This window comes from Pedobacter faecalis (genome assembly GCF_030182585.1).
GTDB classification, from domain to species: Bacteria; Bacteroidota; Bacteroidia; order Sphingobacteriales; family Sphingobacteriaceae; genus Pedobacter; species Pedobacter faecalis.
Map to the genome: position 1 here is coordinate 384,241 of NZ_JARXOW010000001.1, position 24,292 is coordinate 408,532.

Annotated in this window: 21 protein-coding genes; 16 read left to right on the forward strand and 5 right to left on the reverse strand. The window is 48.5% G+C overall.

The window, feature by feature from the left end; all coding sequences use genetic code 11:
- Window positions 1–49: 49 nt before the first annotated feature.
- Complete coding sequence (locus QEP07_RS01755; RefSeq protein ID WP_285008241.1) at window positions 50–1,273, forward strand: basic secretory protein-like protein; 1,224 nt, start codon at window positions 50–52, stop codon at window positions 1,271–1,273.
- Here the strand turns inward: QEP07_RS01755 and QEP07_RS01760 are convergent.
- Together QEP07_RS01760 and QEP07_RS01765 are read right to left on the reverse strand one after the other, a co-directional pair.
- The gene (locus tag QEP07_RS01760) at window positions 1,254–1,661 is read right to left on the reverse strand and encodes a c-type cytochrome (RefSeq protein WP_285008242.1); all 408 of its coding nucleotides are present in this window, start codon (window positions 1,659–1,661) and stop codon (window positions 1,254–1,256) included. The two genes, QEP07_RS01755 and QEP07_RS01760, sit on opposite strands and share 20 nt — an antisense overlap.
- Window positions 1,662–1,666: 5 nt before the next feature.
- Entirely contained in the window at window positions 1,667–2,263 is a 597-nt protein-coding gene (locus tag QEP07_RS01765) for an SCO family protein (protein ID WP_285008243.1), read from the reverse strand.
- 146 nt (window positions 2,264–2,409) lie between these two features.
- Here QEP07_RS01765 and QEP07_RS01770 point away from each other — a divergent pair, with 146 nt between their 5' ends.
- The 15 genes from QEP07_RS01770 (at window position 2,410) to hutG (ending at window position 20,163) form a co-directional block, all read left to right on the forward strand.
- Complete coding sequence (locus tag QEP07_RS01770) at window positions 2,410–3,426, forward strand: beta-ketoacyl-ACP synthase III (protein ID WP_285008244.1); 1,017 nt, start codon at window positions 2,410–2,412, stop codon at window positions 3,424–3,426.
- A 49-nt stretch (window positions 3,427–3,475) separates the two neighbouring features.
- Entirely contained in the window at window positions 3,476–3,847 is a 372-nt protein-coding gene (locus QEP07_RS01775) for a hypothetical protein (protein WP_285008245.1), read from the forward strand.
- 65 nt (window positions 3,848–3,912) lie between these two features.
- On the forward strand, window positions 3,913–6,204 hold the full coding sequence (locus QEP07_RS01780; RefSeq protein ID WP_285008246.1) for a TonB-dependent receptor: 2,292 nt from the start codon (window positions 3,913–3,915) through the stop codon (window positions 6,202–6,204).
- On the forward strand, window positions 6,201–7,481 hold the full coding sequence (locus tag QEP07_RS01785) for a sialidase family protein (protein ID WP_285008247.1): 1,281 nt from the start codon (window positions 6,201–6,203) through the stop codon (window positions 7,479–7,481). Before QEP07_RS01780 ends, QEP07_RS01785 begins: the two co-directional genes overlap by 4 nt.
- A 14-nt stretch (window positions 7,482–7,495) precedes the next feature.
- Window positions 7,496–7,939: a hypothetical protein gene (locus tag QEP07_RS01790; RefSeq protein ID WP_285008248.1), complete on the forward strand. Its 444-nt coding sequence runs from the start codon at window positions 7,496–7,498 to the stop codon at window positions 7,937–7,939.
- 58 nt (window positions 7,940–7,997) lie between these two features.
- The gene (locus QEP07_RS01795; protein WP_285008249.1) at window positions 7,998–10,949 is read left to right on the forward strand and encodes a DEAD/DEAH box helicase; all 2,952 of its coding nucleotides are present in this window, start codon (window positions 7,998–8,000) and stop codon (window positions 10,947–10,949) included.
- Between the two features lie 43 nt (window positions 10,950–10,992).
- Window positions 10,993–12,084 (forward strand): glycoside hydrolase family 183 protein, encoded by a 1,092-nt coding sequence (locus tag QEP07_RS01800; RefSeq protein ID WP_285008250.1) that lies wholly within the window; start codon window positions 10,993–10,995, stop codon window positions 12,082–12,084.
- A gap of 66 nt (window positions 12,085–12,150) precedes the next feature.
- The gene (locus QEP07_RS01805; RefSeq protein ID WP_285008251.1) at window positions 12,151–12,756 is read left to right on the forward strand and encodes a competence protein CoiA family protein; all 606 of its coding nucleotides are present in this window, start codon (window positions 12,151–12,153) and stop codon (window positions 12,754–12,756) included.
- Window positions 12,757–12,872: 116 nt separating this feature from the next.
- A complete protein-coding gene (locus QEP07_RS01810) occupies window positions 12,873–13,229 on the forward strand; it encodes a nuclear transport factor 2 family protein (protein ID WP_285008252.1) in 357 nt (118 codons plus the stop codon).
- A gap of 2 nt (window positions 13,230–13,231) precedes the next feature.
- Complete coding sequence (locus QEP07_RS01815; RefSeq protein WP_285008253.1) at window positions 13,232–14,146, forward strand: pirin family protein; 915 nt, start codon at window positions 13,232–13,234, stop codon at window positions 14,144–14,146.
- Window positions 14,147–14,213: 67 nt separating this feature from the next.
- A complete protein-coding gene (locus QEP07_RS01820) occupies window positions 14,214–14,714 on the forward strand; it encodes a MarR family winged helix-turn-helix transcriptional regulator (RefSeq protein ID WP_285008254.1) in 501 nt (166 codons plus the stop codon).
- A 5-nt stretch (window positions 14,715–14,719) separates the two neighbouring features.
- The gene (gene hutH, locus QEP07_RS01825; protein ID WP_285008255.1) at window positions 14,720–16,279 is read left to right on the forward strand and encodes a histidine ammonia-lyase; all 1,560 of its coding nucleotides are present in this window, start codon (window positions 14,720–14,722) and stop codon (window positions 16,277–16,279) included.
- The gene (gene hutU, locus QEP07_RS01830; protein ID WP_285008256.1) at window positions 16,257–17,930 is read left to right on the forward strand and encodes a urocanate hydratase; all 1,674 of its coding nucleotides are present in this window, start codon (window positions 16,257–16,259) and stop codon (window positions 17,928–17,930) included. Before hutH ends, hutU begins: the two co-directional genes overlap by 23 nt.
- Entirely contained in the window at window positions 17,924–19,168 is a 1,245-nt protein-coding gene (gene hutI / locus QEP07_RS01835; RefSeq protein WP_285008257.1) for an imidazolonepropionase, read from the forward strand. The genes hutU and hutI overlap by 7 nt, the downstream gene beginning before the upstream one ends.
- Complete coding sequence (hutG, locus tag QEP07_RS01840; protein WP_285008258.1) at window positions 19,147–20,163, forward strand: formimidoylglutamase; 1,017 nt, start codon at window positions 19,147–19,149, stop codon at window positions 20,161–20,163. Before hutI ends, hutG begins: the two co-directional genes overlap by 22 nt.
- Before the next feature lie 28 nt (window positions 20,164–20,191).
- Here the strand turns inward: hutG and msrA are convergent, their stop codons facing one another.
- The 3 genes from msrA to QEP07_RS01855 form a co-directional block, all read right to left on the reverse strand.
- A complete protein-coding gene (msrA, locus tag QEP07_RS01845; protein WP_285008259.1) occupies window positions 20,192–20,851 on the reverse strand; it encodes a peptide-methionine (S)-S-oxide reductase MsrA in 660 nt (219 codons plus the stop codon).
- Window positions 20,852–21,152: 301 nt separating this feature from the next.
- Window positions 21,153–23,342 carry a Gldg family protein gene (locus QEP07_RS01850; RefSeq protein ID WP_285008260.1) on the reverse strand — a complete coding sequence of 730 codons (2,190 nt, stop codon included), beginning with the start codon at window positions 23,340–23,342 and terminating at the stop codon, window positions 21,153–21,155.
- A gap of 2 nt (window positions 23,343–23,344) precedes the next feature.
- Complete coding sequence (locus QEP07_RS01855) at window positions 23,345–24,277, reverse strand: ABC transporter ATP-binding protein (protein WP_285008261.1); 933 nt, start codon at window positions 24,275–24,277, stop codon at window positions 23,345–23,347.
- Window positions 24,278–24,292 lie beyond the last annotated feature (15 nt).

Genomic DNA, 24,292 nt, shown 5'->3' on the forward strand with positions numbered 1-24,292 from the left:
ATTCTATATAAAATCCTATATTTAGCGAATAACCAAAACCTAAATTTGAATGAAAAAGTCAACCCTGACCATGTTTTCGGCATGCCTCATGATCTCTGCCTGCCTGAGTTTCAGCTGTAGTAAAAAAGAAAAGCCTACTCCCACCGAACCAGAACCAGAAAAGCCCATCAAAGAAGAGCCAAAGCCTTTGATCGAAGAAAAGGACATCACGAGTCTCGCTACTTTATTTGTCAGCACAGAAAACCAGTTCGGCAAGGCGTCCAAGGAAGGGTCGCCTAAATTGATTGATAATGATAAAGCGACAAAGTATCTTATACAATCTTACACCCCTGCATTTTACATTCAGTTTTCATTTGCTGAGCCAAAACTTATTGCGTCGTACGCATTCACGTCCGGCGATGACGCCGATGGGAGGGATCCCGAAAACTGGACCGTTACAGGTTCGCTCGATGGAAGCACCTGGGTACAGTTGGATAAGCAGGACTATGAATTCTTTCCCGAGCGTACGCAAACAAAGCGGTATTATTTTGTTAATCCTACGGCTTACAAATATTACCGGGTAAACATAACAGGAATTCGGGGAGGGGGCCTGTTCCAACTATCGGAACTCCGACTTTTCCAGATGCCATCGAACCTCCAGAAGGTGTTGCCATTCAGTACCACGGAAACGATTACAGCGGGCAAGAACACGCTGATATTTGTTAATAAATCAAATCTTCTTACGCTTCCGGTCAAAAACGGCCTCATTAACGTTTTCAAAGAGAACTATCAGCGTATGGCCGACCTTTATAATCCTGACGCTAAAACGAAAGTGGTATTTGTCGTAGATGCGGCATACGAAGGCGTAGCCGCTGCTTTCGGTGGGGCAGTGATCCGTTACGACCCCGACTGGTTCGTAAGTAATCCGACAGACCTTGATGTAGCTACACATGAGCTAATGCATGTGGTACAGTCCTATCCCTACGTAGCCGATGCAGGCTGGGTAACTGAAGGTATCGCCGACTATGTTCGTTTTACGCATGGACTTACAAATCCGGTCGCTAAATGGACGCTGCCTGCATTTTCAAGCAATCAGTCTTACAAAGATGCTTACCGGGTAACTGCAAGATTTTTTCTATGGCTGGAAAAAAATGGATACGAGGGCATTGTTATAAAGCTCGATAAAAGTATGCGTACTGCAGCCTACACCACAGCAACGTTCTGGCCTGCAAATACAGGGAAGACGATCGACCAGCTTTGGGCCGATTATGCCGCTAATCCGAACCAGATTTAGTCAGATCAGATGCAACCTGCTCGGGTGTGTACATCCCTTGTTTATTGCCAAAACTATTGGTGATAAAAACAACCACCTGAGCGATGTCAATATTGGCCATATCCTCTGCTGCCGGCATTTCATTCTTACCATGTTTGATCAGTGCCGGCAGCTGATGTTTGTTAGACTTCATCCAGACGGTGTCCGTAAGCGGAGGATACAAATCAGCCAAACCCTCGCCCTTTGATCCATGGCAGTTCTGGCACTTTTTTATATAAAGGTCGCGGCCGTTGGTATAATAGATGTCCTGCTGTAATTGCTCCGTACTCTGGCAGGAGGCTGCAATGAGACAAAAAGTAAGGCAACCTCCAAGTACGCCCGCAGTCCTGAATTTAAGCCTCAGATGCATGATCGTTAATTCTTAACTTCTTTCAGTAAAACCGGAATATCCTTCCTTAGCTGCGCTACCTGTTTGTCATCCGTGCCGTCGTACACGCCTCTGATCTGTCTCTTGCCGTCTATCAGCACAAAGTACCCCGCATGCACGTAATTTTCTTTAGCAGTACTGTCTTCCATCACAGTAACCAGGTAGTCCTTTTCTGCAATGGTGTAAACACTGTCTTTACTGCCATACACAAACTGCCAGCGACCATCATCAACGCCGAGTTTTTTTGCGTAACGCTTCAGTGCAGAAGGCTTATCATATTTGAAATCAATAGTATGGGATAAGAACATCAGCTCAGGTCTGTCCTGAAAGTCCTCATATAGATCCTTCATATTGCGGTGCATGATCGGACATATGGTGGTGCAGGACGTGAAAAAGAAATCAGCAATGTAAATCTTGTTCCCGAAGGTTTTGTTCGTAATGGCTACACTATCCTGATTCAGGAAACTGAAGTCGGAAATCGGCTTCTGGCCTAGTACCGGCAGAGGCTTTTCTTCTTTGCACGATGGCAAAAGGATTGGGGAAGCGAGGATCAGAAGGCAGGCAAGGAAGTTAAATAATTTCATATGATGTGATTTCAAAGTAAGAGAGACGCACAAATGTAGTTTGTTTTCTACAATTTAAAGTCAAGGAGTGCGTTACTTTTGTACCTTTGCACAAAATTTCTGGGCAGTTGGCTAACTGCCCGATTATTCATAGATACACACACTGAATGAGAATAAGGAAAAACGCAGTGATTACTGCTGTTGGTGGTTACGTTCCAGATACAGTTTTGAGCAATCATGACCTTGAAAAAATGGTGGATACCAATAATGAATGGATTGTTGCGCGCACGGGGATTAAAGAAAGAAGGATTGTGAACGATCCTGAAATTGCCACTTCAGATATGGCAGTCAAGGCTCTGAATCGGTTGATGGAGGAAGGCAATGTGTCTCCCGACGAGATAGACTGCGTTATTGTCTCCACTTCTACACCTGATTATGTGATGGTTTCTACGGGTAGCATGGTATGTGAAAAGGCCGGGCTCAAGAACGCCTGGGGTATAGATACTAACGCGGCTTGCAGCGGATTCCTTTACGCACTTACGTTGGGGGCGAGTATGATAGAAAGTGGTCGCTGTAAAAAGGTCGTGGTTATCGGTGCCGATAAAAACAGCGCAATTGTAAACTATACCGACCGCAACACTTGTATTCTCTTCGGAGATGGTGCCGGCGCAGTATTGCTTGAGCAAACAGAAGAACCCGTAGGTCTTATGGATAGCTTCTTTCGTACGGATGGGTCTGGCAAGGAAAATTTGATCGTCTCAGCTGGCGGCTCAAGGTTCCCTGCTTCACAGCAGACCCTTGACGATAAGTTACATTACGTACGCCAGGATGGCCGGGTCGTATTCAAAGCAGCCATTCAGGGGATGACCGACACTTGTAATGAAGTGCTGAAAGCCAATGATCTTGTAAGCGCTCAGATCAACTATCTTATACCTCATCAGGCTAACCTGCGTATTATTCAGTCGGTGGGTGAGTACCTTGGTCTGTCTGGCGATCAGGTTAAAGTAAATATAGACCGCTACGGCAACACCACAGCGGCAACAATTCCGCTTGTTCTTTGGGATTACAGAAACGATTTTAAGTATGGAGACAAGATGATCCTGACCGCCTTTGGTGCGGGATTCTCATGGGGAGCTACCTATTTGAAGTGGGGCCGGTTAAGAAGTTCGAATTCTGCGCAGTAGAATAGGTAAATCTCTTGTCCGAAAAATAAATCTCTCTATCTTTGCGCAGATGTTTCTAAAGCCGGTTTCCATTCTGCTGCTTATGAGTTTGCTAAGTGCGAACTTCTCGGGTTTGTGGATTTGCCTGGGCTTCAGTATGAGCCAGAAATACATCGCCCGGGAACTTTGTGTTAACAAAGACAGACCTCAGCTCCATTGCGAAGGAAAGTGCTACTTAATGAAAAAACTCAAGCAGGCTGAAGAAAAGGAACAAAAGCAGGAACGTCAGTCGCAAAAAACGCAGCTTGTCCAGGATGCAGTGATAGTGACGCAACTCAATTTCAAGCAATATTCTTTGGCGGAGCTTGATGCACACGTGCCGCCTTCTATGGGTATGCCGAGTAGTATTAAAAATTCGATATTTCATCCACCACAAGGGTGATTAACATGCTAAAGCGTGCCTTTTGAAGGCACTGACAATGTTTCGAATTTTTTAATATCCTTTTCATGAACCAGATCAGATTTTTAGGTCTATGTGTGGTATTTATGCTCATTTTCGAGCAGTCACATGCCCAGACCTATACCATAACGGGTTATATTTATGACTCTCAAACACAACAGCCGTTGGCTGGCGTAAACATCGATAGCTTAGGCGTAACCGATAGAAACGGTCACTTCGAGTTTACGATTGGTGCAACACAAACATTTCGCGTTTCTCTCGTCGGCTATAAAACACAGCTTATCAAGGTAGTACAGTCGCAGAGAAATTACAATATTCAGTTAGAAGCAGACGCAGTTCGTTTGAACGAAGTTCGTGTTGCCGGCGCCAACAACGGCAATACGATTCGTGAAACGCCGGGTGCGGTATCTGTTGTAACCGCAACAGAAATTAACCGTGGAAACGGCGTGTCTCTACAACAGGCATTTAACGGCATTCCCGGCGTCCGAATGGATCAGAGCACGCTGTCGGAGGCTCGGATTTCTATCCGGGGGAATGGCATACGAGCTTCGTTCGGTAACAGAAACATCCGGATTTACGTCAACGAAATTCCGGTTACAGAAGCAGATGGTACTACCCGGATAGAGGCCCTCGACGTAAACAGTATAGGCAGGGCAGAAGTTATCCGCGGACCCGGATCAAGTGTATACGGTGCCGGAACGGGAGGAGTTATTAACTTTCAGCTTCAGCGCTCCCCTTATCAGGAACAGAGCATAGAGGGGTCTACTTTATTTGGCGACAACGGGCTGAGGCGTATAGCATCTGCTTATCGTAGCGGGGGCGACAAAATGAACGGCTATGTATCATACGGATGGCAGGAATATGACGGTTACCGCAGTCATAGTTCAGATATGCGGAGGTTCCTTACAGGTAATTTCCAGTTGTTTCCCGACAATGAGCGACTAGTCACGCTATTGATTAACCGCACCACGCAGTATTCACAAATACCGGGGGCGCTGACTGCCGCTCAGGTGTCCGAAGATCCGAGACAGGCCAACCTCACGAATGTTGAGAAACAGGCCGGGCGATATCAGAACTGGACACGAGTCGGGTTAGGACAGAAATACCTTTTCAGTGATCGTCTCAGCAATTCCAGCAGCGTCTATACTTATTTTTATGATCTAAACCATCCGTTGGCTTTTGCCTACATACGAAACTTTTACCAGAGTTACGGTGGTCGTACCCGCTTTAATTACGAGGCTGATTTTCCAGTGTTACCCACCAGGTTCACCATCGGCGCAGAGTTTAATGAAGGACTTACCAAAGGCAGTCAATATGTAAACAACAATGGCACAGAGGGTGCGCTAAATACGCAGATTGACTATAGAAACCTACAGTACGCAATCTTTTATCAGTCGGAGACCATGCTTAGCCGCCGCACGGCTTTAACGATCGGGATGAGCTATAACAAACTCAGTTATGACGTTTCAGACTACCTTAAACCAACGCAGAGCGGCGTTAAAGCCTTTGAGCCTCAATTTAGCCCACGCCTCGCCTTAAGTCACACTTTCGGAGAAGCTCTTAGTCTGCATGCAAGTCTCAGTTCTGGCTTTTCCCCGCCCACCGGATCGGAGATCAGAAATGCAGATGGTTCTATCAACGGTGCTTTGAAAGCAGAACGAGGTATGAATTATGAGATTAATGCTAAAGGTAACTTAGGTGCAAGCAGGGTGGCATACGACCTCGCTTTGTTTATGATGAACCTGAAAGGAGAATTGATTGGTCAGACGATCTCACAGGGTATCACCGTGTATAACAATGCCGGTAAGACAGATCATGATGGCATCGAGCTTTCCTTGTCGTACCAGTTGCTGCGCGAAGAGGACAATAGCCCGATCATGAACCTGCGTCCTTATGCGGCAGTTACTTACGCTGATTTTAAATTCCGTGACTATAAAGTTATTAACGCCCAAAATGTGGTAACGGCCACTTACGACGGGAATAAGTTAACCGGAGTTTCTCCATGGGTCATTGATGGCGGGGTAGATCTTGAAATGCGCAACGGCTTCTATATGTATGGAAGCTGTTTTTATAGCGATAGGCTGCCGGTTAACGACGCAAATACAAACTTCAATGGTGCTTACACAGTTCTTAGTGCACGACTAGGTTACAAGAAGCGCTTCGCCAGGCACTTTGAAGCCAATATTTACGGCGGAGTAGATAACCTGCTTAATAGGAATTACAGTTCCATTTTTGCACTAAATGCGGCTGGCTTTGGGGGTTCGGCACCAGCATACTACAATCCCTCACCGTTAAGGGCTGGGTATGGCGGGTTAAATCTTAAATATAATATGAGATGAGAAAAGTTCAAGTAATTTTTGGAACAGTAGCCCTGCTGATCCTGCAGGCATGTTCCGCTCATAAAAGCGAAGAGCAGGAAGCAGCCGCTATTCAGCTTCCGGTAAATGGTATTGCAAGAGGCGCGTATCTTACTAAGAATCAACATGGCGAGGCAGTGTTATGCTGGACAGAGTTAGACACGGCCGACTCCCTCAATTGCCTTAAGTACGCCGTGTATGATTCCATTAAAAATGTTTTTGGGCAGGCCATAACGGTATACAGCTCCAGAGGATGCGGCGCATCAGCGGAAAGTATGGCTAAGGTGGCCTTTAAAGCCGACGGCGCCATAATCGCAGTGTTTGCAAAGCCGTTTCCAAAAGAAAAGAATCGCTTTGCCGGGGCAATCTACTACAGCATGTCAGCAGATCAGGGCAAAAGCTGGTTGCCCGCGGCTTTTCTGCACTCCGATACAAGTCATGCCTATGGACGTAACTTTTTTGACATCACTACCTTAAATGATGGAGAAGTAGCGGCCATCTGGCTCGACGGGCGTTTTGGCAAAACGATCAAGGGATCTGCCCTGTATTTTAGCCGCACACAAAAGCAGGGCGGCTTCGGTAGGGAAGCCTGCCTGTTGAAAGGCACCTGCGAATGCTGCCGGACCGAGTTGTTGCAGGACAGTCAGGGAACCGTACATTTGGCCCTTCGCGACATTATGGAAGTTGGCCAACTACAGGACAATGCGAAACAAGTGAGAGACATGATCTATATGCGGTCGACCAGCGGTGGAAATGGTTTTGCGGCGCCCGAGGTAGTCAGCTCTGATAATTGGGAAGTTTCCGGTTGTCCGCATTCAGGACCTTCACTTGCTGTGGCCGGCAACCGCGTCCATGCCGTATGGTTTACTGCAGGTGGCGCCCCTGGTGTTTATTATACTTCGCGAGAACGGAACAGCGGGAAATTCAGACCGCGTACACTTGTAAGCAGCAAAGGCAGGCATCCGCAGATGGTCGCATTACCGAACGGAGTACAGGCCATCGTTTGCGAAGAAACGGAAGCTGCGGTGGAACACCATACCCATGGCCATCAGGCGGAGCAGACAGAAGGCTCAAGCATTGTGTTGCGGTATCTCAGCCACGGACAAATCCAGGCAAAATCGTTAATCACAAATGGTCAGTTTGCTGACAGCCATGCTGTGCTGCTCCCTTTGTCAGGAAGGATTCTCCTCGCATGGGAACGGAAGGAGCCATCCGGAACCAAAATATATTACCAACTTACCAACAGTAAAATATACTAGTTAAATATTTCATCATGTATTTCATTAAAATTATGACAGCTATTGTGCTCGTCGCCGCGATTTCAGCTTGCGGGAGCCAGGAAGGAGACTACAAAGCAGAACGTCAAAAGGTAATCGAATATCACGATATCGTGATGGCTGACCACGGAAAAGTAGTGGGCAATCAACGCAAAATACAGGCCTTACTTAGTGATCTTAAATCGTTAAAAGCCAGCCATCCGATGCTCGACACCATCAAAGAAAAGGACAGCATGGACCTTATCCTGCAACACCTGCTGGATGCCGAAGAAAGTATGAATGACTGGATGCATGAATTTCAGGCCGACATCACAGGAAAGTCGAACGCGGAAGCCATACGGTATTTTCAGGCCGAACAACGAAAGGTCGCAAAAATTGACAGCCTGTTTAAAATGCACTTAAAAAATTCGGATGCATACCTTTCGCGGTTCGGTAAATAGCAGCCCTGCGTCCGTAATAATCAGTTATATTTGCGCTTCAGCGCTATGCTGATGATAGATGAACCAAGAGGACAGCCAAAAGAAATACGATTTCGGCCTGCTTAAAAAGGCAATAGCTACAGCCAGATCGGCCGCTATGCCGCGTTCTTTGCAGAAGGAAGGTCATATTACGGTGCTGATATTCAGTCAGCACCGTTTCTACCGGAATTTGGTGATTGAATTGGCTGAAGCGCCGGTTTCGCAGACAGGCAAACTCAAAAATCCCCTTATAATCCTCGATCCGCTGGATAGTGTATGGAAAACGCAGCAGCCAGCCGAACTCAAATTCTATAGTGGCGTCTCTAGGTTCCGAAATAATTATGCAGAAGGCCGGGCAGAAGCTGATTTGGAAGCACTAAAGGCGGTAGCCGCCAATCCTTTGTCTTTGCCGGTTTACCTCCACGATGCCAATAAGTCGTCGTCTATTACATCAAGCTCCATCGTTGCAGCCCGGTTGAGTATTCTCAAACCTGATCTCCGGATCACAGTCAATCAAAAGAATGAAGATTTTGAGATATCAGGCAGGATAAAAGTGGGACAAACACTTTATATGCTGTCAGATATTCAATTAAAATACAGCTATTTTATACAAGTCGATAATCATCTTTATCTGGTTGATAACCCGTATGTGTTAAGCATTATCGATTTCTTTAAAAACCAGGGTAGTTCCATTATCATAGGTGGGGATGAATATGAGGTGTTTCAGCAAAGCGTGCTGTCGCCCATGGAGGAAAAAGTCCGGGTCGACTATTCCTATCTTAAACGTGCTACCAAAATGCAGATCGAAGAGCAAGGTTTTGATCTTGAAAACGAACAGATCATTTACCTGTCTGAATCAGAAGATTTTGTTCTGCTCACCCCGGTTATGAAGTATGGCTCCCTGGAAATCCCCGTGTTATCCAGAAAACAAATCCGTTCTAAAGATAAGTTTGGTAAGGCCTTCACCTTAAAACGTGATGAAGACCGCGAATTGCAGTTCCTGGCCAACATCATGCATGCACATCCTTATTTTCAGGAACAGGTAAACCAGTTCGACGACCAAAATGTATTCATTTCCGACTGTTTCTACATGCACCGCAAGCATTTTCTGGATGCCGACTGGTTCCTCGAGGCCTTTGTTGCCTGGCGCAGCCGGGGCATAGCTATCCTTGGTTTCAATGAGCTGAAGGGTAACAAGCTAAGTCAGTACAAGCCGGAGATCGACATTAAAGTAAATAGTGGTATGGATTGGTTCGAAACTGCTGTCAAAGTTAAATTCAACAAGCAGACCGTTGCACTAAAGCACCTGCATAAATCTATACGCAACAAGAGCCATTTTGTGCAGCTCGACGATGGTACCATGGGTATTCTGCCGTCCGAGTGGATTAGGCGGTTTGAAGACTATTTCGGCGCCGGGGAAGTGTCAGAGGATGTAATCCGTACAGCCCGCGTCAATTATCTTTCCGTGCACGAACTTTATGAGGATCATATGCTCGACGAGCAAGCGCGCCAGGATCTATCGGTGCTTAGAACCAGGCTCGCAAATTTCGAGGCTATAAGCCCGGTACCTGTGCCGTCCGGGTTGCAGGCCAAGCTCAGGGCCTATCAGCAGGAGGGGCTCAACTGGTTAAATTTTCTGGACGACTTCAATTTCGGCGCTTGTCTGGCCGACGATATGGGACTTGGAAAAACGATACAGGTCATTGCCTTTATACTGTCGCAGGGCGAAAAGATCAGCGCTCAGGGACTCGGTCACCCAAATACCAACCTAATTGTTGTCCCGGCATCGCTTATCTTTAACTGGCAGCAGGAGCTTCGTAAGTTTGGCCCTGCACTGAAAGTTTACACGCACTACGGCGCTGGGAGAGCGAAGCAAACGAATCACTTTGATCAGTGCGAAGTAATTCTCACCAGCTACGGAACACTGTTATCCGATATCAGCTATTTAAAAACATACCGCTTCAATTATATTTTTCTCGACGAATCTCAGACCATCAAGAACCCCGACTCGCAGCGATATAAAGCGGCTCGCTTACTCCAGTCGCGAAACAAAGTGGTACTGACAGGTACGCCTGTTGAGAACAATACCTTTGATTTGTACGGTCAGCTATCGTTCGCTTGCCCTGGTTTGCTTGGTTCCAAAATGCATTTTAAACAGCTTTATTCTGTGCCTATCGACCAGTTTAAGGACAGCAGACGCGCTAAAGAACTGCAGCACCGCATCAAGCCCTTCATCTTACGGCGTACGAAAGAACAAGTAGCGCGGGAATTACCGGAAAAGACAGAGATGATCATTTACTGTGAGATGGGCGCACAGCAGCGAGAGATATACGACGCTGCCAGGGAAGAGATACGGGAGTACCTGATGGGCCGCTCGGAAGATGAATTGCTTAAAAGCAGTATGCATGTGCTTCAGGGTATCACCAGGTTGCGGCAGATATGTAATTCGCCGGCCTTACTAGCCAAAGACAAATACTATGGGGACGCTTCAGCAAAGATGGATGTTTTGCTGGAGCAGATTGAAAATAAATCGCCTGAACATAAAATACTTGTCTTTTCGCAGTTTGTTACCATGCTCGATTTGATCAAAGTACGGTTAGAAAGCCGGCAGGTTGGTTACGCGTATCTTACAGGACAAACACGCGACCGCGAAGCTGCTGTATCCTTGTTTCAGGATGACCCCAAAGTCCGGGTGTTCCTCATAAGCCTGAAAGCCGGAGGTGTCGGACTTAACCTTACACGTGCTGATTATGTGTATCTCGTAGATCCGTGGTGGAATCCTGCGGTCGAAAATCAAGCGATTGACCGCGCATACCGGATAGGTCAGGATAAGCATGTCATGGCCATTCGCCTCATTTGTCCAGATACGGTAGAAGAAAAGATCATGACCATGCAGCAACATAAAAGAAATTTAGCAGACAACCTGATCCGCACCGAAGAATCCATCTTTAAGTCGCTCACAAAAGATGATTTGCTAAACCTGCTTTCGTAAAATATCATTATTATTGGTGCTATATAACCATTTAGCACATTGTATGAAACCAAATATTGTGAAGCTTAGCCTAGCTTTTCTTCTTGCCGCGCCCCTATTCAGTGCAGCGCAGCAATTGGGCAACCTCAAGAAGGTCTTGAAACCTGTAAATGTGATACGTGTTGCCCGCCTTACCGGCAATAGCCTGCCTGGTGAAGACCTTCCCAATGCCAACGAGACGGTAAAAAAATACGATATCGGCGGCACCGATCTAGGTATAGCATGGCGCATGGGCAATGGTAAAACCGGCTTCTGGTTTGGAGATACCTATGGCGCTGACTGGAAGCCGACTCCAGAAGGCGGACCTGGCCCGGCAGGCCACTGGCGCTCCAACGTAGTGGGTATATCGACTGATGAGCACCTCGGTGATGGCGTCACTTTTGATCACATGGTTGCCAAAGAAATCATCCCTAGTCCGCATATCACCGATGGTACCGGCAACCACACAACGATACCGACAGCAGCCATACACGCTAATGGGAAAGATTATGTTCATTATATGGAGGTCCGGAAATGGGGGCCTCCGGGAACTTGGACCACCAACAAATCTGGCTTATATAAGTCGGCCGACAATGCACTCACATGGACAGAATGCAAGACTGTAGTGTTTAGCCGGACGAGCAATTTTGCCCAGGCTGCATATGCAAAAAAGGATGGTTACGTGTATATGATGGGCACCGTTTCGGGCAGGCAGGGAGCTATTCACCTAAGCCGGGTAAAGGAGCGCGATATGGAACATAAATCGGCTTACGACTATTGGAACGGGGTAAAATGGCTGAGAAATCAGGAATCATCAGCAACACCGATCATTCCAGCGCCAGCTGGAGAACTGTCACTCGCCTGGCACCAAAGGTATAAGCGCTGGGTTGTTGTCTACCTTGATGAAAAACGGCATGAACTGGTACTGCGGTCGGCTGCTTCAATTACGGGGCCCTGGACTGAGGCACAATCATTGGTTAAGTCTGCCGACTACCCGGCGCTTTACGGCGGTTTTATCCATCCCTCATCAACCAACGGTAGCGAACTATATTTCCTGATGTCAATGTGGCATCCTTACAATGTTTTTCTTATGAAAGCCGATTTGAAGGCAGAATAACTAATATTTGCTATCTATACCAAAATTTTGCGTGAAAATTCAATATTCTTAAATTTGAATTTCACTATGGTTGGTAAGAAAAAGCCCCTTATAAGGGGCGAAAGTGCGTGGCACAAGGGATGGAAAGATCTTTTTCCTGAATCATACCGTGAGGTAAGCTTTCCCGATAAGCTTCTCGGGGACTTACACCGGGCAGATATATTCACATCATGCGGAACGACCTTGGAATTTCAAAATTCACCGATCAGTCTGGACGAACTGCGAAGCCGGGAAGCTTTTTATCCCAAATTGGTATGGGTGCTGAACGGAAAGAAATTTAAGGGCTTCAAGATATTAAAGCATTTACCCGACGTGGATGATCCGCGCCTGGATCCGTATGATTTTTGCCTTGGTGAGCATTTATCTGTCTACCGGCGGGCCGAGCTGCATTCGGGCGCAGCTCGGCGGCTTAACTTTTATCATCCTGAATTAAAAAACATACCCTTTACTAGTTACTATTATTCTTTTTGCTGGAAGCAGCCTCATCGTGTATGGTACGAGGCGACCTGTCCTATTATTGTTGACCTTGGCGGGCATTTTCTTTATCAGCTCAAACAGCGTCCGCAGTTGGGTGAAAGTTATCCATACCTGCACATGATCACGAAGAAAGCTTTTGTCAGTCAATATCTGTAGCCGGCCAAAACGTTGGGCGGTCGGCTTATGCCCGCAACTTTGACGTAATCGGCCCTTTCTACATGTAGCCCTGAAACTTATCTTTGGTTATATACTAATAAACAAAACAGATTGTTATGGCAACTACAAAAGAACTGATCGAAGAAATTAACGCCATGTTTACCAGCGGCGAAATGGAGAAATTTCTGGACTATATGGCCGAAGATATCGTTTGGGAGATGTATTCGTCGACTAGTGGTCACAAGAAATTCAATGGCAAGGCCGAACTGGCCGGTATGGACGACGGCAGCATGCCTGTAGAAATGCATTTCAAGTTCGGGCAAATCACTATTGAGGGTAACGTTGCGGCCGTTGAAGGCACTGCTACCGGAAAAAGAGCTGATGGTAGCCCATACGAATCCGGGTTTTGTGATGTGTATCATTTTAGCAATGATAAAATTGTCAAGATGACTTCGTATGTCATAGAATACTAAGTATGCTCGATATTGTTATACCATCTCGACAGGCGCAAATCACGGAAGGTTTTGCTGTAAAGCGTATCCTACCTTATCAACTGCGACGGATGGTGGGGCCTTTTATATTTGTAGACCACGGGGGACCGGTAAACATGCCTGCGTCAATCGGCAGCGAACTCGATGTCCTGCCGCACCCGCATATCGGCTTGTCGACCGTCAGTTATTTGTTCAGTGGCGAGGTGACTCACCGGGATTCACTTGGTGTAGAGCAGGTGATCAAACCGGGTGAGGTAAACTGGATGACAGCCGGAAAAGGCATCGCACATAGTGAAAGGTTCGAAGACCCGGCAATAAGGGCAGGAGGTAAACTGGAGATGATCCAGACCTGGGTAGCCCTACCTGAAAAGGATGAAGAGGCAGAACCTTCTTTCAGAAATTTTACGGCCGACCAGCTCCCTGTGTTTACCGACAGCGGCATATGGCTGCGGCTTATCGCCGGCGATGCGTTTGGGTTAAAAAGTGCTGTAGAAACCACTTCGCCATTGTTCTATTTGCATGTTGTATTAGAACCCGGCGCCAGATTCGGTATACCATCTGGATACGGCGAAAGAGGCGTGTATATTGCGCACGGCAGTCTCATCGTTAACGGGATGCAATATCCGGAGGGGCAACTGCTCGTGTTCAGCAAGGGTGTAGACCCTGTCCTGATCGCTGCTGAACATACCACCCTGATGATGTTAGGTGGAGAACATCTTGGCGACAGATACATCTGGTGGAACTTTGTCTCTAGTCGCAAAGAAAGAATTGAACAGGCCAAGGAAGACTGGAAACAGGGGCGGATACTTTTACCGCCTACAGATAATTCAGAGTTTATCCCTTTGCCCATCACACAGTCTAGACCTGCAGGAGGTCCTGCTCCTAATGCCTTGTCATAAATAAAAATCAAGACGCTATTTGTATTTATATAAGTGCTTATATATATTTGTATAAGCACTTATATAAATGGATAACTTTTACCAATCGCTCGGTTACCTCATCCTCGGCAGCAGGCTCAAAAGGCTGAGTGAATATTTTCTTTCAGAAATTAATGCGGTCTATAAGCAGCAGGACATAGAATTTGATGCCAGCTGGTTTCCCGCATTCTATTTACTCTCACAACACCAACCGGTCTCCATTCAGGAATTGTCGGAGACGATGATGGTTTCACATTCTGCTTCAAGTCAACTGGTTAGCACGCTCCAAAAGAAGGGTTTGGTGATCTCAGAAAAGAGCAAAGATGATGCGCGTAAGCAACAGATCAGACTCACCGCAAACGGCGAACAGCTGCTCCAAAAGCTCATTCCAATATGGGATGCCATCGTTCAGGTTCTCCAGGGTAGGATCGAGAACGATCCAGCTAGCAAAGCCCTGCTGCAGATTCTCACGGCTGCAGAGGAAAAACTCACAGCAACACCTTTGGCGCAAGACATTGTTAGCCATCTTAGTCATGATAACCAGAAATAAAACTTATGAACAACGAATTCCAATACGGAACATCTACGCTCACAGCTAGTATTGCGCTAGCGATCGCCGACGGGCAGCGTCGTGGTATCCTTTCGGCCGAGGCGATCGCTAAGGTGAAACAGTCGCGCGCTTACGTTACCGACATTGTCAGCAAGCATAATATTGTGTATGGCATCAACACCGGTTTCGGACCGCTTTGCGACACGCGCATTTCAGAAGAGGACACCCGGCAGCTTCAGTACAACATTTTGCAGAGCCACAGCGTCGGTGTAGGTGAACCCATCGCGCCGAAGCTAGCCAAACTTATGCTCATCACCAAAGTACATGCGCTTGCTATGGGATTTTCGGGCGTGTCACTTGAAACGCTCCAGCGCATCATCTGGCATATTGAGCAAAACGTGATACCCGTTGTTCCTGAAAAAGGTTCCGTCGGCGCCTCGGGCGACCTGGCGCCTTTAAGCCATCTTTTTCTGCCTTTGATCGGTTTGGGAGAGGTATGGGATAAAGGTCGGCGAATACCCTCGGCAGAGGCACTTCAGAAGCATCAGCTAAAACCTATAGTGCTCGGACCTAAAGAGGGCCTGGCCCTGATCAATGGCACACAGCTTATCCTTGCCTTCGCTACGAGTGCCGTGCAGCGAATGCATCAGGCATTGGACGCGGCCGACTTGATAGGTGCACTTTCGCTTGAAGGCCTGATGGGCTCTTCGCGGCCGTTCGATCCGAGACTGCATCAGTTGCGGCCTTTTCCGGGTTGTTTATACGTAGCGGGCCGCCTTCAGTATTTGCTTAAAGGCTCGGCAATTGGCGATGCGCATGCCGACTGCGACCGCGTGCAGGATCCTTATTCCCTGCGCTGTATGCCACAGGTACACGGGGCTTCGCGCCAGGCTTGGGCGCATTTGCGCGACGCCGTTGCCCTCGAGCTCAATTCAGTTACGGATAATCCCATCATCTTCAATGCAGAAGAGACCATCAGCGGGGGCAACTTCCACGGACAGCCCCTGGCTCTGCCGCTCGACTATGCGGCACTAGCCAGCGCTGAACTTGGGAATATCGCCGACCGCCGCTGCTACCTCATGCTGGAGGGGCGTTACGGACTTCCAAAACTGCTGATCGATGACGCGGGATTAAACTCTGGCTTTATGATTCCTCAATATACTTCAGCCGCATTGGTCACCGAAAACAAGACGCTTTGCTTTCCGGCCAGTGCAGACAGTGTGCCTACATCACTAGGCCAGGAAGATCATGTTTCAATGGGTTCTATCAGCGGAAGAAAACTTCACCAGGTGATCGAAAATCTCGAATACATCCAGGCGATAGAATTGCTTTATGCGGCGCAAGCCATTGAATTCAGACGGCCGCTCCGGTCTACGCCGGTCCTGGAAGCCTGCCATGCCTTTGTCAGAAAGCAAGTGTCCTTCGCTAAGAGCGACCGCATCTTTGGCACCGACATCAAGGCACTTCATCAGCTCATAGCCAACGGATCTCTGTTGAGGGTTGCCCGGGAGGCTGGCGACCAAAACCTAAATCTTTTACATCATGACACATTCGGAATTTATTAAACAATATGCGGCGCATCCGCGGTACCGTTCGCCCAAAGGAAGTACGCTTCATACCAAAAGCTGGGCCACAGAAGCACCGCTCAGGATGCTGCTTAACAACCTCGACCAGCAAGTTGCTGAAAATCCTAACGAGCTGGTCGTATACGGTGGCATAGGTCAAGCCGCACGCAATAAGGAATCCTTACAAAAAATCATAGAAATACTGCTTCAGCTTGATGAAGAGCACTCCCTGCTGGTGCAGTCAGGCAAACCAGTGGGTATTATCCGGAGTCATCCGCAGGCGCCGCGCGTGCTTATTGCTAACAGCAATCTGGTGCCAGCGTGGTCTACCTGGGACCATTTCAATGATCTGCGCGAGCGTGGACTCATGATGTACGGACAAATGACGGCGGGAAGCTGGATCTATATCGGCTCACTAGGCATTTTACAAGGTACTTATGAGACGTTTATGGAATGCGGTCGACAGCACTTTAACGGTGATTTGCGCGGGCGCCTCATTGTGAGTGCTGGGCTTGGTGGAATGGGCGGTGCGCAACCACTCGCCGCTACCATGGCTGGCGCTGTATTTCTGGGTGCAGATGTAGACGCGTCCAGGATACAGAAGCGGCTGGATACAGGGTATATCGATCGAATGACAGAAGATTACGCAGAGGCGATACGCTGGATACAGGAGGCAAGAACCTCCCGTAATCCGCTTTCGGTGGGCTTGGTCAGCGATGCAGGAGATATGCTGGAGCGATTGATTGCCGACGGACTTATTCCGGACATCCTTACTGATCAAACTTCAGCACACGATCCCATCAATGGATACATTCCCAATGGGTTATCGTTGCCAGAGGCTCAGGCACTGAGGCACTCGGACCCTAAAGCCTATGAAACCAAATCCATTCAAAGCATGGCTCGACACGTGAATCTTATGCTGCAGCATCAGCAGGCAGGGGCGGTCACGTTCGATTATGGAAATAACATCCGGGAGTTTGCCCGGCAGGGCGGGGAGAAGAACGCATTCAACTTTCCAGGTTTTACGCCGGCGTACATTCGTCCCCTTTTTTGCGAAGGCAAGGGGCCTTTCCGTTGGGTGGCTTTATCGGGCGACCCCGAGGATATCTACACGACCGACGAGGCCTTGATAGAGGCTTTTCCTGAAAATTTGGCGTTGGCCAACTGGCTTCGACAGGCGCGAGAAAAAATCAGTTTCCAGGGACTACCAGCCAGGATTTGCTGGCTGGGCATGGGCGAGCGTGAAAAAGCGGGACTGCTGTTCAATGAACTGGTACGTTCCGGCAAAGTTAAGGCTCCGATAGTGATCGGTCGCGACCACCTAGATTGCGGTTCAGTAGCCTCGCCAAACCGCGAAACGGAGGCTATGCTCGATGGTTCTGATGCGGTATCTGACTGGCCACTGCTCAATTTAATGGCGAACGCCTCCGGCGGTGCTACCTGGGTTTCGTTCCATCACGGCGGTGGCGTAGGCATAGGTTATTCGCAGCACGCGGGCATGGTGGTGGTTGCCGATGGTACAGACCGGGCAGCGGAATGCCTGAAGCGCGTATTGCATAATGACCCGGCCATGGGTATTTTTCGACATGCCGATGCAGGCTATGAAAAAGCCAATACCTGGGCCAAAGAATTTGATCTTAAAGTATGGTAACAACTCCGGATAAGGCAATGAAACTGATTGGTCCCTTTAAGCAAATGCTAACCCTGGCAAACTTACCGCTAAAAGGCGCCTTGCTGGACGATCAGTTGGAGATCGTTCCAGACGGTGGCGTACTCGTCCAAAATGGACGTATCGTCGATGTCGGGCATTTTCAGCGGTTACGGCTGAGGTACCCGGATGCTGCGGTTGAGGCTGTCGAAAACCCGATGGTATTGCTGCCTGGATTTGTCGATTGTCATACCCACCTGTGTTTCGCCGGAAGTAGGGCAAAGGATTATGCGATGCGCATCTCGGGGCGTACTTACCTGGAGATTGCCGCCTCAGGCGGGGGAATATGGGATTCCGTAACCCAAACACGCGGGGCCTCTGCGGCTGAACTCGAGCAGCTTATCTGTGTTCGGGCTGCACGGCATTTCCAGGAGGGGGTAACCACCATCGAAGTCAAGACTGGTTATGGACTTAACCCGGACGAGGAGCACCGGCAACTGGAGGCGATACATGCAGCTTCAAAAAGGAGTGTGGCAGAACTGGTTCCCACCTGTCTGGCCGCACATATCAAACCAAAGGACTTTGACGGATCGGCATCCGCCTATCTGGAGCATGTAGTGCGGGACCTCTTGCCGCTGGTACGCCAGCGGAATTTAGCATCGCGGGTCGATATCTTTGTAGAAACGGGTGCCTTTACACCTGAAGAAGCAGCAAGCTATTTAGATCAGACCATCAGGATGGGCTTCAGGCATACGGTGCATGCCGACCAGTTTAGCGTCGGGGGGACTGCGGTAGCTGTGAAGACTGGTGCTGTCTCTGCGGATCATCTGGAAGCCTGCGGCGATGCGGAAATTGCGTTGCTTGCAGGTTCGCTGACGGTAGCTGTCGCGCTGCCCGGTGCGTCACTTGGTCTGGGTATGGGCTACGCTCCGGCCAGGAAGTTGCTGGATGCGGGGGCAGCCCTGGCTATTGCCAGTGATTGGAATCCGGGTTCTGCACCTATGGGCGACTTGCTTGCTCAGGCAGCAGTCATGGGGGCAGCTGAAAAGCTGACCACCGCGGAAACTTTCGCTGGGCTGACCTCTAGAGCTGCACATGCACTTAGCCTGTCTGACAGGGGTCGGATAGCACCCGGGCAACTGGCCGATTTGCAGGCTTATGCTTGCGACGACTACCGGGAGATATTGTATCATCAAGGTAAATTAAAACCAACCTGCGTATGGAAAAGCGGAAACAAGTAATGCCCTTTTATGAGCCCGCGGATGGCAGGCTCTGGCAGGGTCGGGTAGATGGCGATACCTGGGAGTCCAGGCGCTGGCACCAGTGCGTTGAACTGTTCAACGTCTTGGTCCATCCGGATAAGGAGGTTGCCATGCCCGCATTGCTGGCCGGACAAAAAGGCTTTGCCTTCATTGGCTTTTGTTGTGACGAAGGCGTCGTCCGTAACCAGGGCCGCCCGGGCGCGGGCTTTGCACCCGGGCAGCTCAGGAAAGCCTGTGCATCACTTCCAGTACACTTCGAACCAGGCACGCGCCTGGTCGACCTCGGCGATATTGTGTGCCGCGATCACGACCTGGAAGGCGCACAACTGGCACTGGGCATACTGGTTGAATTGGCTATTACCTATGGCTTTCGTCCAATTGTGCTCGGGGGCGGGCATGAAGTTGTCTACGGCCACTACACTGGCTTCACTGCCCTGGCTCAAAAGATCGGTATCATCAATTTTGATGCACACTTTGACCTCCGCATTCCCGCTGCAGCGGGACCGTCATCGGGTACCGGATTCTGGCAAATTGCGGAAGATTGCAAAGCTTCCGGGCGGTCGTTCCATTATCTGCCTATTGGCATACAGCAGCACGCAAACACTCGTGAATTGTATAACATAGCAGCGCAAATGGGAGTTAAACCTATTCATGCCAACGAATTTATACCGGCAAACGAGACCGGTATTATTCAGGCTATAAACGAGTTCATCGAAGTTACAGACCACGTGTACCTAACCATCGATCTCGATGTGTTTGCCGCTGCTTACGCTCCAGGCGTAAGTGCTGTTGATCCGACTGGCCTGATACCGGATGCGTTTTTTGAACGAATCCTGGCACATGTCATCCGACGGGGGAAAGTGATCAGTTTTGATGTTGCAGAACTAAATCCAACCTTCGACCTAGACAATCGCACAGCAAAACTGGGCGCATGGCTAATCTTTAATCTGGTCTCCTTACATCCTAACAGGTAAGCAAAAGGGCGTCGCCAACCTAGCTATTCTAATCCAGATATTCATTTTTTATCAGTTCAGGCAGAGCTTTTCTCAACTTCAGCACTTTAGGTTTCGATACGTTCCTGATATAGCCGTCAAATTTGTGACGTACATAATAATCCTGGTGTTCTGCTTCTGCAGGATAGAATACGCTGAAGGCTGTGATTTCCGTAGCAAGCGGCATGGTGTATCTTTGGGCTGAGTCAAGCTGATTCATAACCTTTATGATGGTTTTACGTTCATCAGCAGTACGGAAAAAGGCAATCGACCGGTAGTCAGACCCAACATCCGGGCCTTGACGGTTGATCTGCGTGGGGTCATGAGCATTAAAAAAAGCCGTTGTCAGTTGTTCAAAGCTGATCTGCCGGGGGTCATAGTATACTTGTACCGACTCTGCGTGGCCAGTTTTACCAGTTAGCACCGTCTCGTAATCAGGATTGGTTGTTGTGCCGCCTGAGTATCCGCTTACTACGGTGGTCACGCCTTTAAGTTCCAGCATGCATTCCTGCATTGCCCAAAAGCATCCACCCGCAAATGTCGCGATCTCTTCTTGCGGTTTCTTAGTGGGCAAAACTGTGAAGCCGTTTTTGCTTTCCAGGTTTTGGCCTCCGCATGCTGCAAGAAAAAGCGTTACGAGCAACAGGCTGGCTAATAGTACAATTCTCATCTTTTTACGAACGACCGAACGATTAGTGATATTGTAGTGCCCCCGGTAATTTCCGGTCAAGACCAACCTGTTCTGCGGCCATCGGACTTTCTTTTCTTCGGATATAGGTATATAATAATTAGGTATTAAATAGATAGTAAGTAGGGGGGTTGGTATATCAAGGATATATTAAATATATTTTAATTATGTACTTATTATTTATTTATGTCCTAGTTAATACTTACTTATATGATACGTAGTACAGAAAGCAGGGCTGCAATCCATCTGGTTGCAACCCCGTTTCTTTTTTAAGGGCAGAGTGTTATTTTCTTTTCCGGCGTACTAGTGTAGTGGCACCGGTAACGGCTATCAGCAGTGGCAGTACGCCCAAAAAGAGGGCTTTTTGCTGGTTTACGCCGCTGCGGCTAATGGTGATCTTAGTGTCGGTACCTTTTGGCCTTGATGGCGAAACGGGGAACTCCCCATTGCTGAACCATCGGAAGGCCCGGGTCGTGAACAGAACGTTGACCGTATTAGGTGTATTCCGGCTCATCTCTACATTACTCATAAAGTCGGCATCGCCCATTACAATGATGCGCTGTTCACGCTTTCCTACGTTGCGGGTTAGCGCAAATCCCACGGGCTCTTTGCTGCGGTTTATCAGCAAAGGTATTTTCCGGTACTCTCCTCCGGACTCGCTGGTCAAAGCTGTTGCGCCATTTAGGGTGACAACTGCATCGTCATAAAACTTCATTCCTAAAGGTTCGGCAGCGGCCTCTGGTGTAAGCTTCGCCTGGATCAGTTCAGGCTCGAAGTTTTCCGTTTTTTCCTGCAACGTTCCAGCGTTCATGCTTACTCCAAGGGCTGACAATATCGGATTGACGTGTTTTTCCTTGCCCGGTTCGCCGGCAATGAGCATGTTTCCACCCTGTTGCAGGTATGCGATGATTTTTTGTTGCTGTTCTGCGGGATAGGTTTGCGCAGGATCGGCAAGGACAAGGACGCTCAGACTATCAGGGATGGGTTCTCCCTTGCTTAAATCGATGTTTTGGGTCACAAATCCCTGATTGATAAGCGCACTGCGTACACCGAGTCCTTTGGTAATGGCTTTATATTCTCTATCGCCATACTTATCTGTGCTCCGTTCCTCGTTTCCGGTAATAAAGCCTACACGCGCCGGGTCGTCTAGCAATCGTTTCAGCGCTGCTGTGATCTCCGACTCAAAAGGATAAACAAACATGTCATCGAACATGCGAAGGGGCACGCTCTTGCCTTTGTAGGTGACCATACGAACGAAACGGCGGTCTTCTGCGGAGAGGTCTACCATTTTCCGGATCTCTTCCGGCTTGAGCAACTTGTTAAAGTTAAAACCTAATGCCTCAGAAGATCGCTTGGCGCGTTCCACAAGTGTTTTGGTGGTATCGTTAAAGTCGAGCGGCTCGTCGTAATAAGCCACATACTCCATTTTAAGTCCCGGCATAAAGCGCTGGTACTTTTCAAACTGACCCATATCGCCAATGCGGTTTTTAGGTGCGCCAAAGCCTGCGGTGTAATGGGCCACATTGGTGTATGCGGTGATGGTTACCGGTTCGGTAAACCTGCTGGTGTACGACTGGCTAAATTCCGTAAGGGTACGGTTTTTGAAACGTGTGGTATCCAGATAGCCGGTAAGTGCCGGCAAAGAGGTTATGTAACCTACGGCGATAACGCTAATCAGCAAGGCTCCGTAGCGCAGCACGCGTACACCAAAGCTCCGCTTCTGACGGCCTGCTGCAAGTTTCATCATGGTCAGGATCAGAAACAGCATGATGAAGAGCAAAAAGTAGATCACGTCTCTGCTGATGATGAGTCCGTTTACCATCTTTTCTGTACGGCCGGCCATAGACAACCAATAAGTGATATCACGAATAAGGTCGTACTGCTGTCCGATTTCCCCTATAAAGTTAAGCGCGGCCAGAATGGCCAATGTACTGATTGCCGCAACAACCTGGTAATTGGTTAAGCTCGACATAAATAGTCCGATAGCAGCGTAGGCAAGAATAAGCAAATACAATCCGAATATCCCGCCAAGCACAATGGGAAGATCAAAGTTTTCTACCGAAAGATATGCGGCGCTGGCGTAGCCAAACATCATGAAGGCCAGAAGCAGTGCATAAATCATAATGGTCAGGAATTTTCCCAATACAATCTGCGCCACAGTAATGGGTGAGGAGAGCAGGAGTTTGATGGATCCGCTGCTTGTTTCCCTGCTGAATAGGCCCATGGTGAGCAGAGGTATATAAAGGTACAGGTTGTCCTGAATGCTTTTAAACATACCGTTGTCGCCGCCAAACAGCACTAACGTAAGGGAGGATAGCGGACGCTCCAACTGCTGCTGGGTTTCCTGGTTGTACAATTGTTCGGTATATGTGATTCCCGCCTGAATCATAAAGACGATAAGCACGAGCCAGGCTATGGGCGAATAGAACAGAATACTCAGTTCCAGTCTTGCCAGTCGAATAATTTTCTTCATGATCAGTTGACTCCTGCTTTTTTCGATAACTGCGCAAAAATGCCGTCTAGTGAACTTTTCTCGAGGTAGATCTCCGATAGCGACCAGCCTTTCTGTGCACAGGTCTGAATGATGGTTTTGGTAATAGCCGGACCGCTGTTAAAGTGGATGCGAATCTGTCCGCCGTGGATCGCCTCTGCTTTGGTCACTCCCGGAATTTGCTCCAGCTCTGACGGTGCAGGCGGATTGTCGATCATAACGATCAGGGAATCTGGTTCGATATAATTATTGAACGCGTGCATGGTATCTGCAAAAACAATATTGCCGTGCTCAATCATGATAATGTTGTCGCACGTTGCCTGTACTTCCGATAAAATATGAGTGGAAAGGATTACGGACCGGTCTTCGGCGATCTCCTTGATCAGTTTTCTGACCTCGAGGATCTGGTTAGGATCTAGTCCGTTGGTTGGCTCATCCAGCACCACCAGTTTAGGGTTGTGGATAATGGCCTGCGCAATGCCCACGCGTTGCTGATATCCGCCTGAAAGATTACTCAGCACGCGTTTGCTGAAATGGCTAATGCCACATTTTGCTTTGGCTACTTCCAGGGCATGTTTGATTTCGCTTTCGGGTATAGAACGCATATAGGCGCAATGGGTGAGGTATTCGTCGACCGTAAGCTCCAGGTGGAGCGGCGCTTTTTGCGGTAAGAATCCGATAAGTCTTTTCGCCTCGACCGGGTTTGTGCGAACGTTGATGCCGTCGATAAATACGTCGCCTTCGGTTTGATTAATAACACCGCATAGGATATTCATGGTGGTCGATTTTCCGGCGCCGTTGGAGCCTAGAAGTCCGAGGATCCCTTTTTCGGTAATTTCGAAGGTAATGTCTTTTATGGCCCAGTCGCGGCTGTAGCGGTGGGAGAGGTGTTGTATTTTTGCTATGCTTTGATTCATGTCTGTTTTCTTATT

What these genes read in the sequence shown, in the direction of transcription:
- QEP07_RS01820 (WP_285008254.1), top strand. Translation starts at nt 14,214, where the DNA reads ATGGATAACTTTTACCAATCGCTCGGTTACCTCATCCTCGGCAGCAGG.
- QEP07_RS01765 (WP_285008243.1), bottom strand. Translation starts at nt 2,263, where the DNA reads ATGAAATTATTTAACTTCCTTGCCTGCCTTCTGATCCTCGCTTCCCCA.
- hutH (WP_285008255.1), top strand. Translation starts at nt 14,720, where the DNA reads ATGAACAACGAATTCCAATACGGAACATCTACGCTCACAGCTAGTATT.
- hutG (WP_285008258.1), top strand. Translation starts at nt 19,147, where the DNA reads ATGGAAAAGCGGAAACAAGTAATGCCCTTTTATGAGCCCGCGGATGGC.
- QEP07_RS01805 (WP_285008251.1), top strand. Translation starts at nt 12,151, where the DNA reads ATGGTTGGTAAGAAAAAGCCCCTTATAAGGGGCGAAAGTGCGTGGCAC.
- QEP07_RS01775 (WP_285008245.1), top strand. Translation starts at nt 3,476, where the DNA reads ATGTTTCTAAAGCCGGTTTCCATTCTGCTGCTTATGAGTTTGCTAAGT.
- QEP07_RS01810 (WP_285008252.1), top strand. Translation starts at nt 12,873, where the DNA reads ATGGCAACTACAAAAGAACTGATCGAAGAAATTAACGCCATGTTTACC.
- QEP07_RS01790 (WP_285008248.1), top strand. Translation starts at nt 7,496, where the DNA reads ATGTATTTCATTAAAATTATGACAGCTATTGTGCTCGTCGCCGCGATT.
- QEP07_RS01780 (WP_285008246.1), top strand. Translation starts at nt 3,913, where the DNA reads ATGAACCAGATCAGATTTTTAGGTCTATGTGTGGTATTTATGCTCATT.
- hutI (WP_285008257.1), top strand. Translation starts at nt 17,924, where the DNA reads ATGGTAACAACTCCGGATAAGGCAATGAAACTGATTGGTCCCTTTAAG.
- QEP07_RS01800 (WP_285008250.1), top strand. Translation starts at nt 10,993, where the DNA reads ATGAAACCAAATATTGTGAAGCTTAGCCTAGCTTTTCTTCTTGCCGCG.
- QEP07_RS01770 (WP_285008244.1), top strand. Translation starts at nt 2,410, where the DNA reads ATGAGAATAAGGAAAAACGCAGTGATTACTGCTGTTGGTGGTTACGTT.
- QEP07_RS01785 (WP_285008247.1), top strand. Translation starts at nt 6,201, where the DNA reads ATGAGAAAAGTTCAAGTAATTTTTGGAACAGTAGCCCTGCTGATCCTG.
- QEP07_RS01850 (WP_285008260.1), bottom strand. Translation starts at nt 23,342, where the DNA reads ATGAAGAAAATTATTCGACTGGCAAGACTGGAACTGAGTATTCTGTTC.
- QEP07_RS01755 (WP_285008241.1), top strand. Translation starts at nt 50, where the DNA reads ATGAAAAAGTCAACCCTGACCATGTTTTCGGCATGCCTCATGATCTCT.
- QEP07_RS01855 (WP_285008261.1), bottom strand. Translation starts at nt 24,277, where the DNA reads ATGAATCAAAGCATAGCAAAAATACAACACCTCTCCCACCGCTACAGC.
- msrA (WP_285008259.1), bottom strand. Translation starts at nt 20,851, where the DNA reads ATGAGAATTGTACTATTAGCCAGCCTGTTGCTCGTAACGCTTTTTCTT.
- QEP07_RS01760 (WP_285008242.1), bottom strand. Translation starts at nt 1,661, where the DNA reads ATGCATCTGAGGCTTAAATTCAGGACTGCGGGCGTACTTGGAGGTTGC.
- QEP07_RS01815 (WP_285008253.1), top strand. Translation starts at nt 13,232, where the DNA reads ATGCTCGATATTGTTATACCATCTCGACAGGCGCAAATCACGGAAGGT.
- QEP07_RS01795 (WP_285008249.1), top strand. Translation starts at nt 7,998, where the DNA reads ATGAACCAAGAGGACAGCCAAAAGAAATACGATTTCGGCCTGCTTAAA.
- hutU (WP_285008256.1), top strand. Translation starts at nt 16,257, where the DNA reads ATGACACATTCGGAATTTATTAAACAATATGCGGCGCATCCGCGGTAC.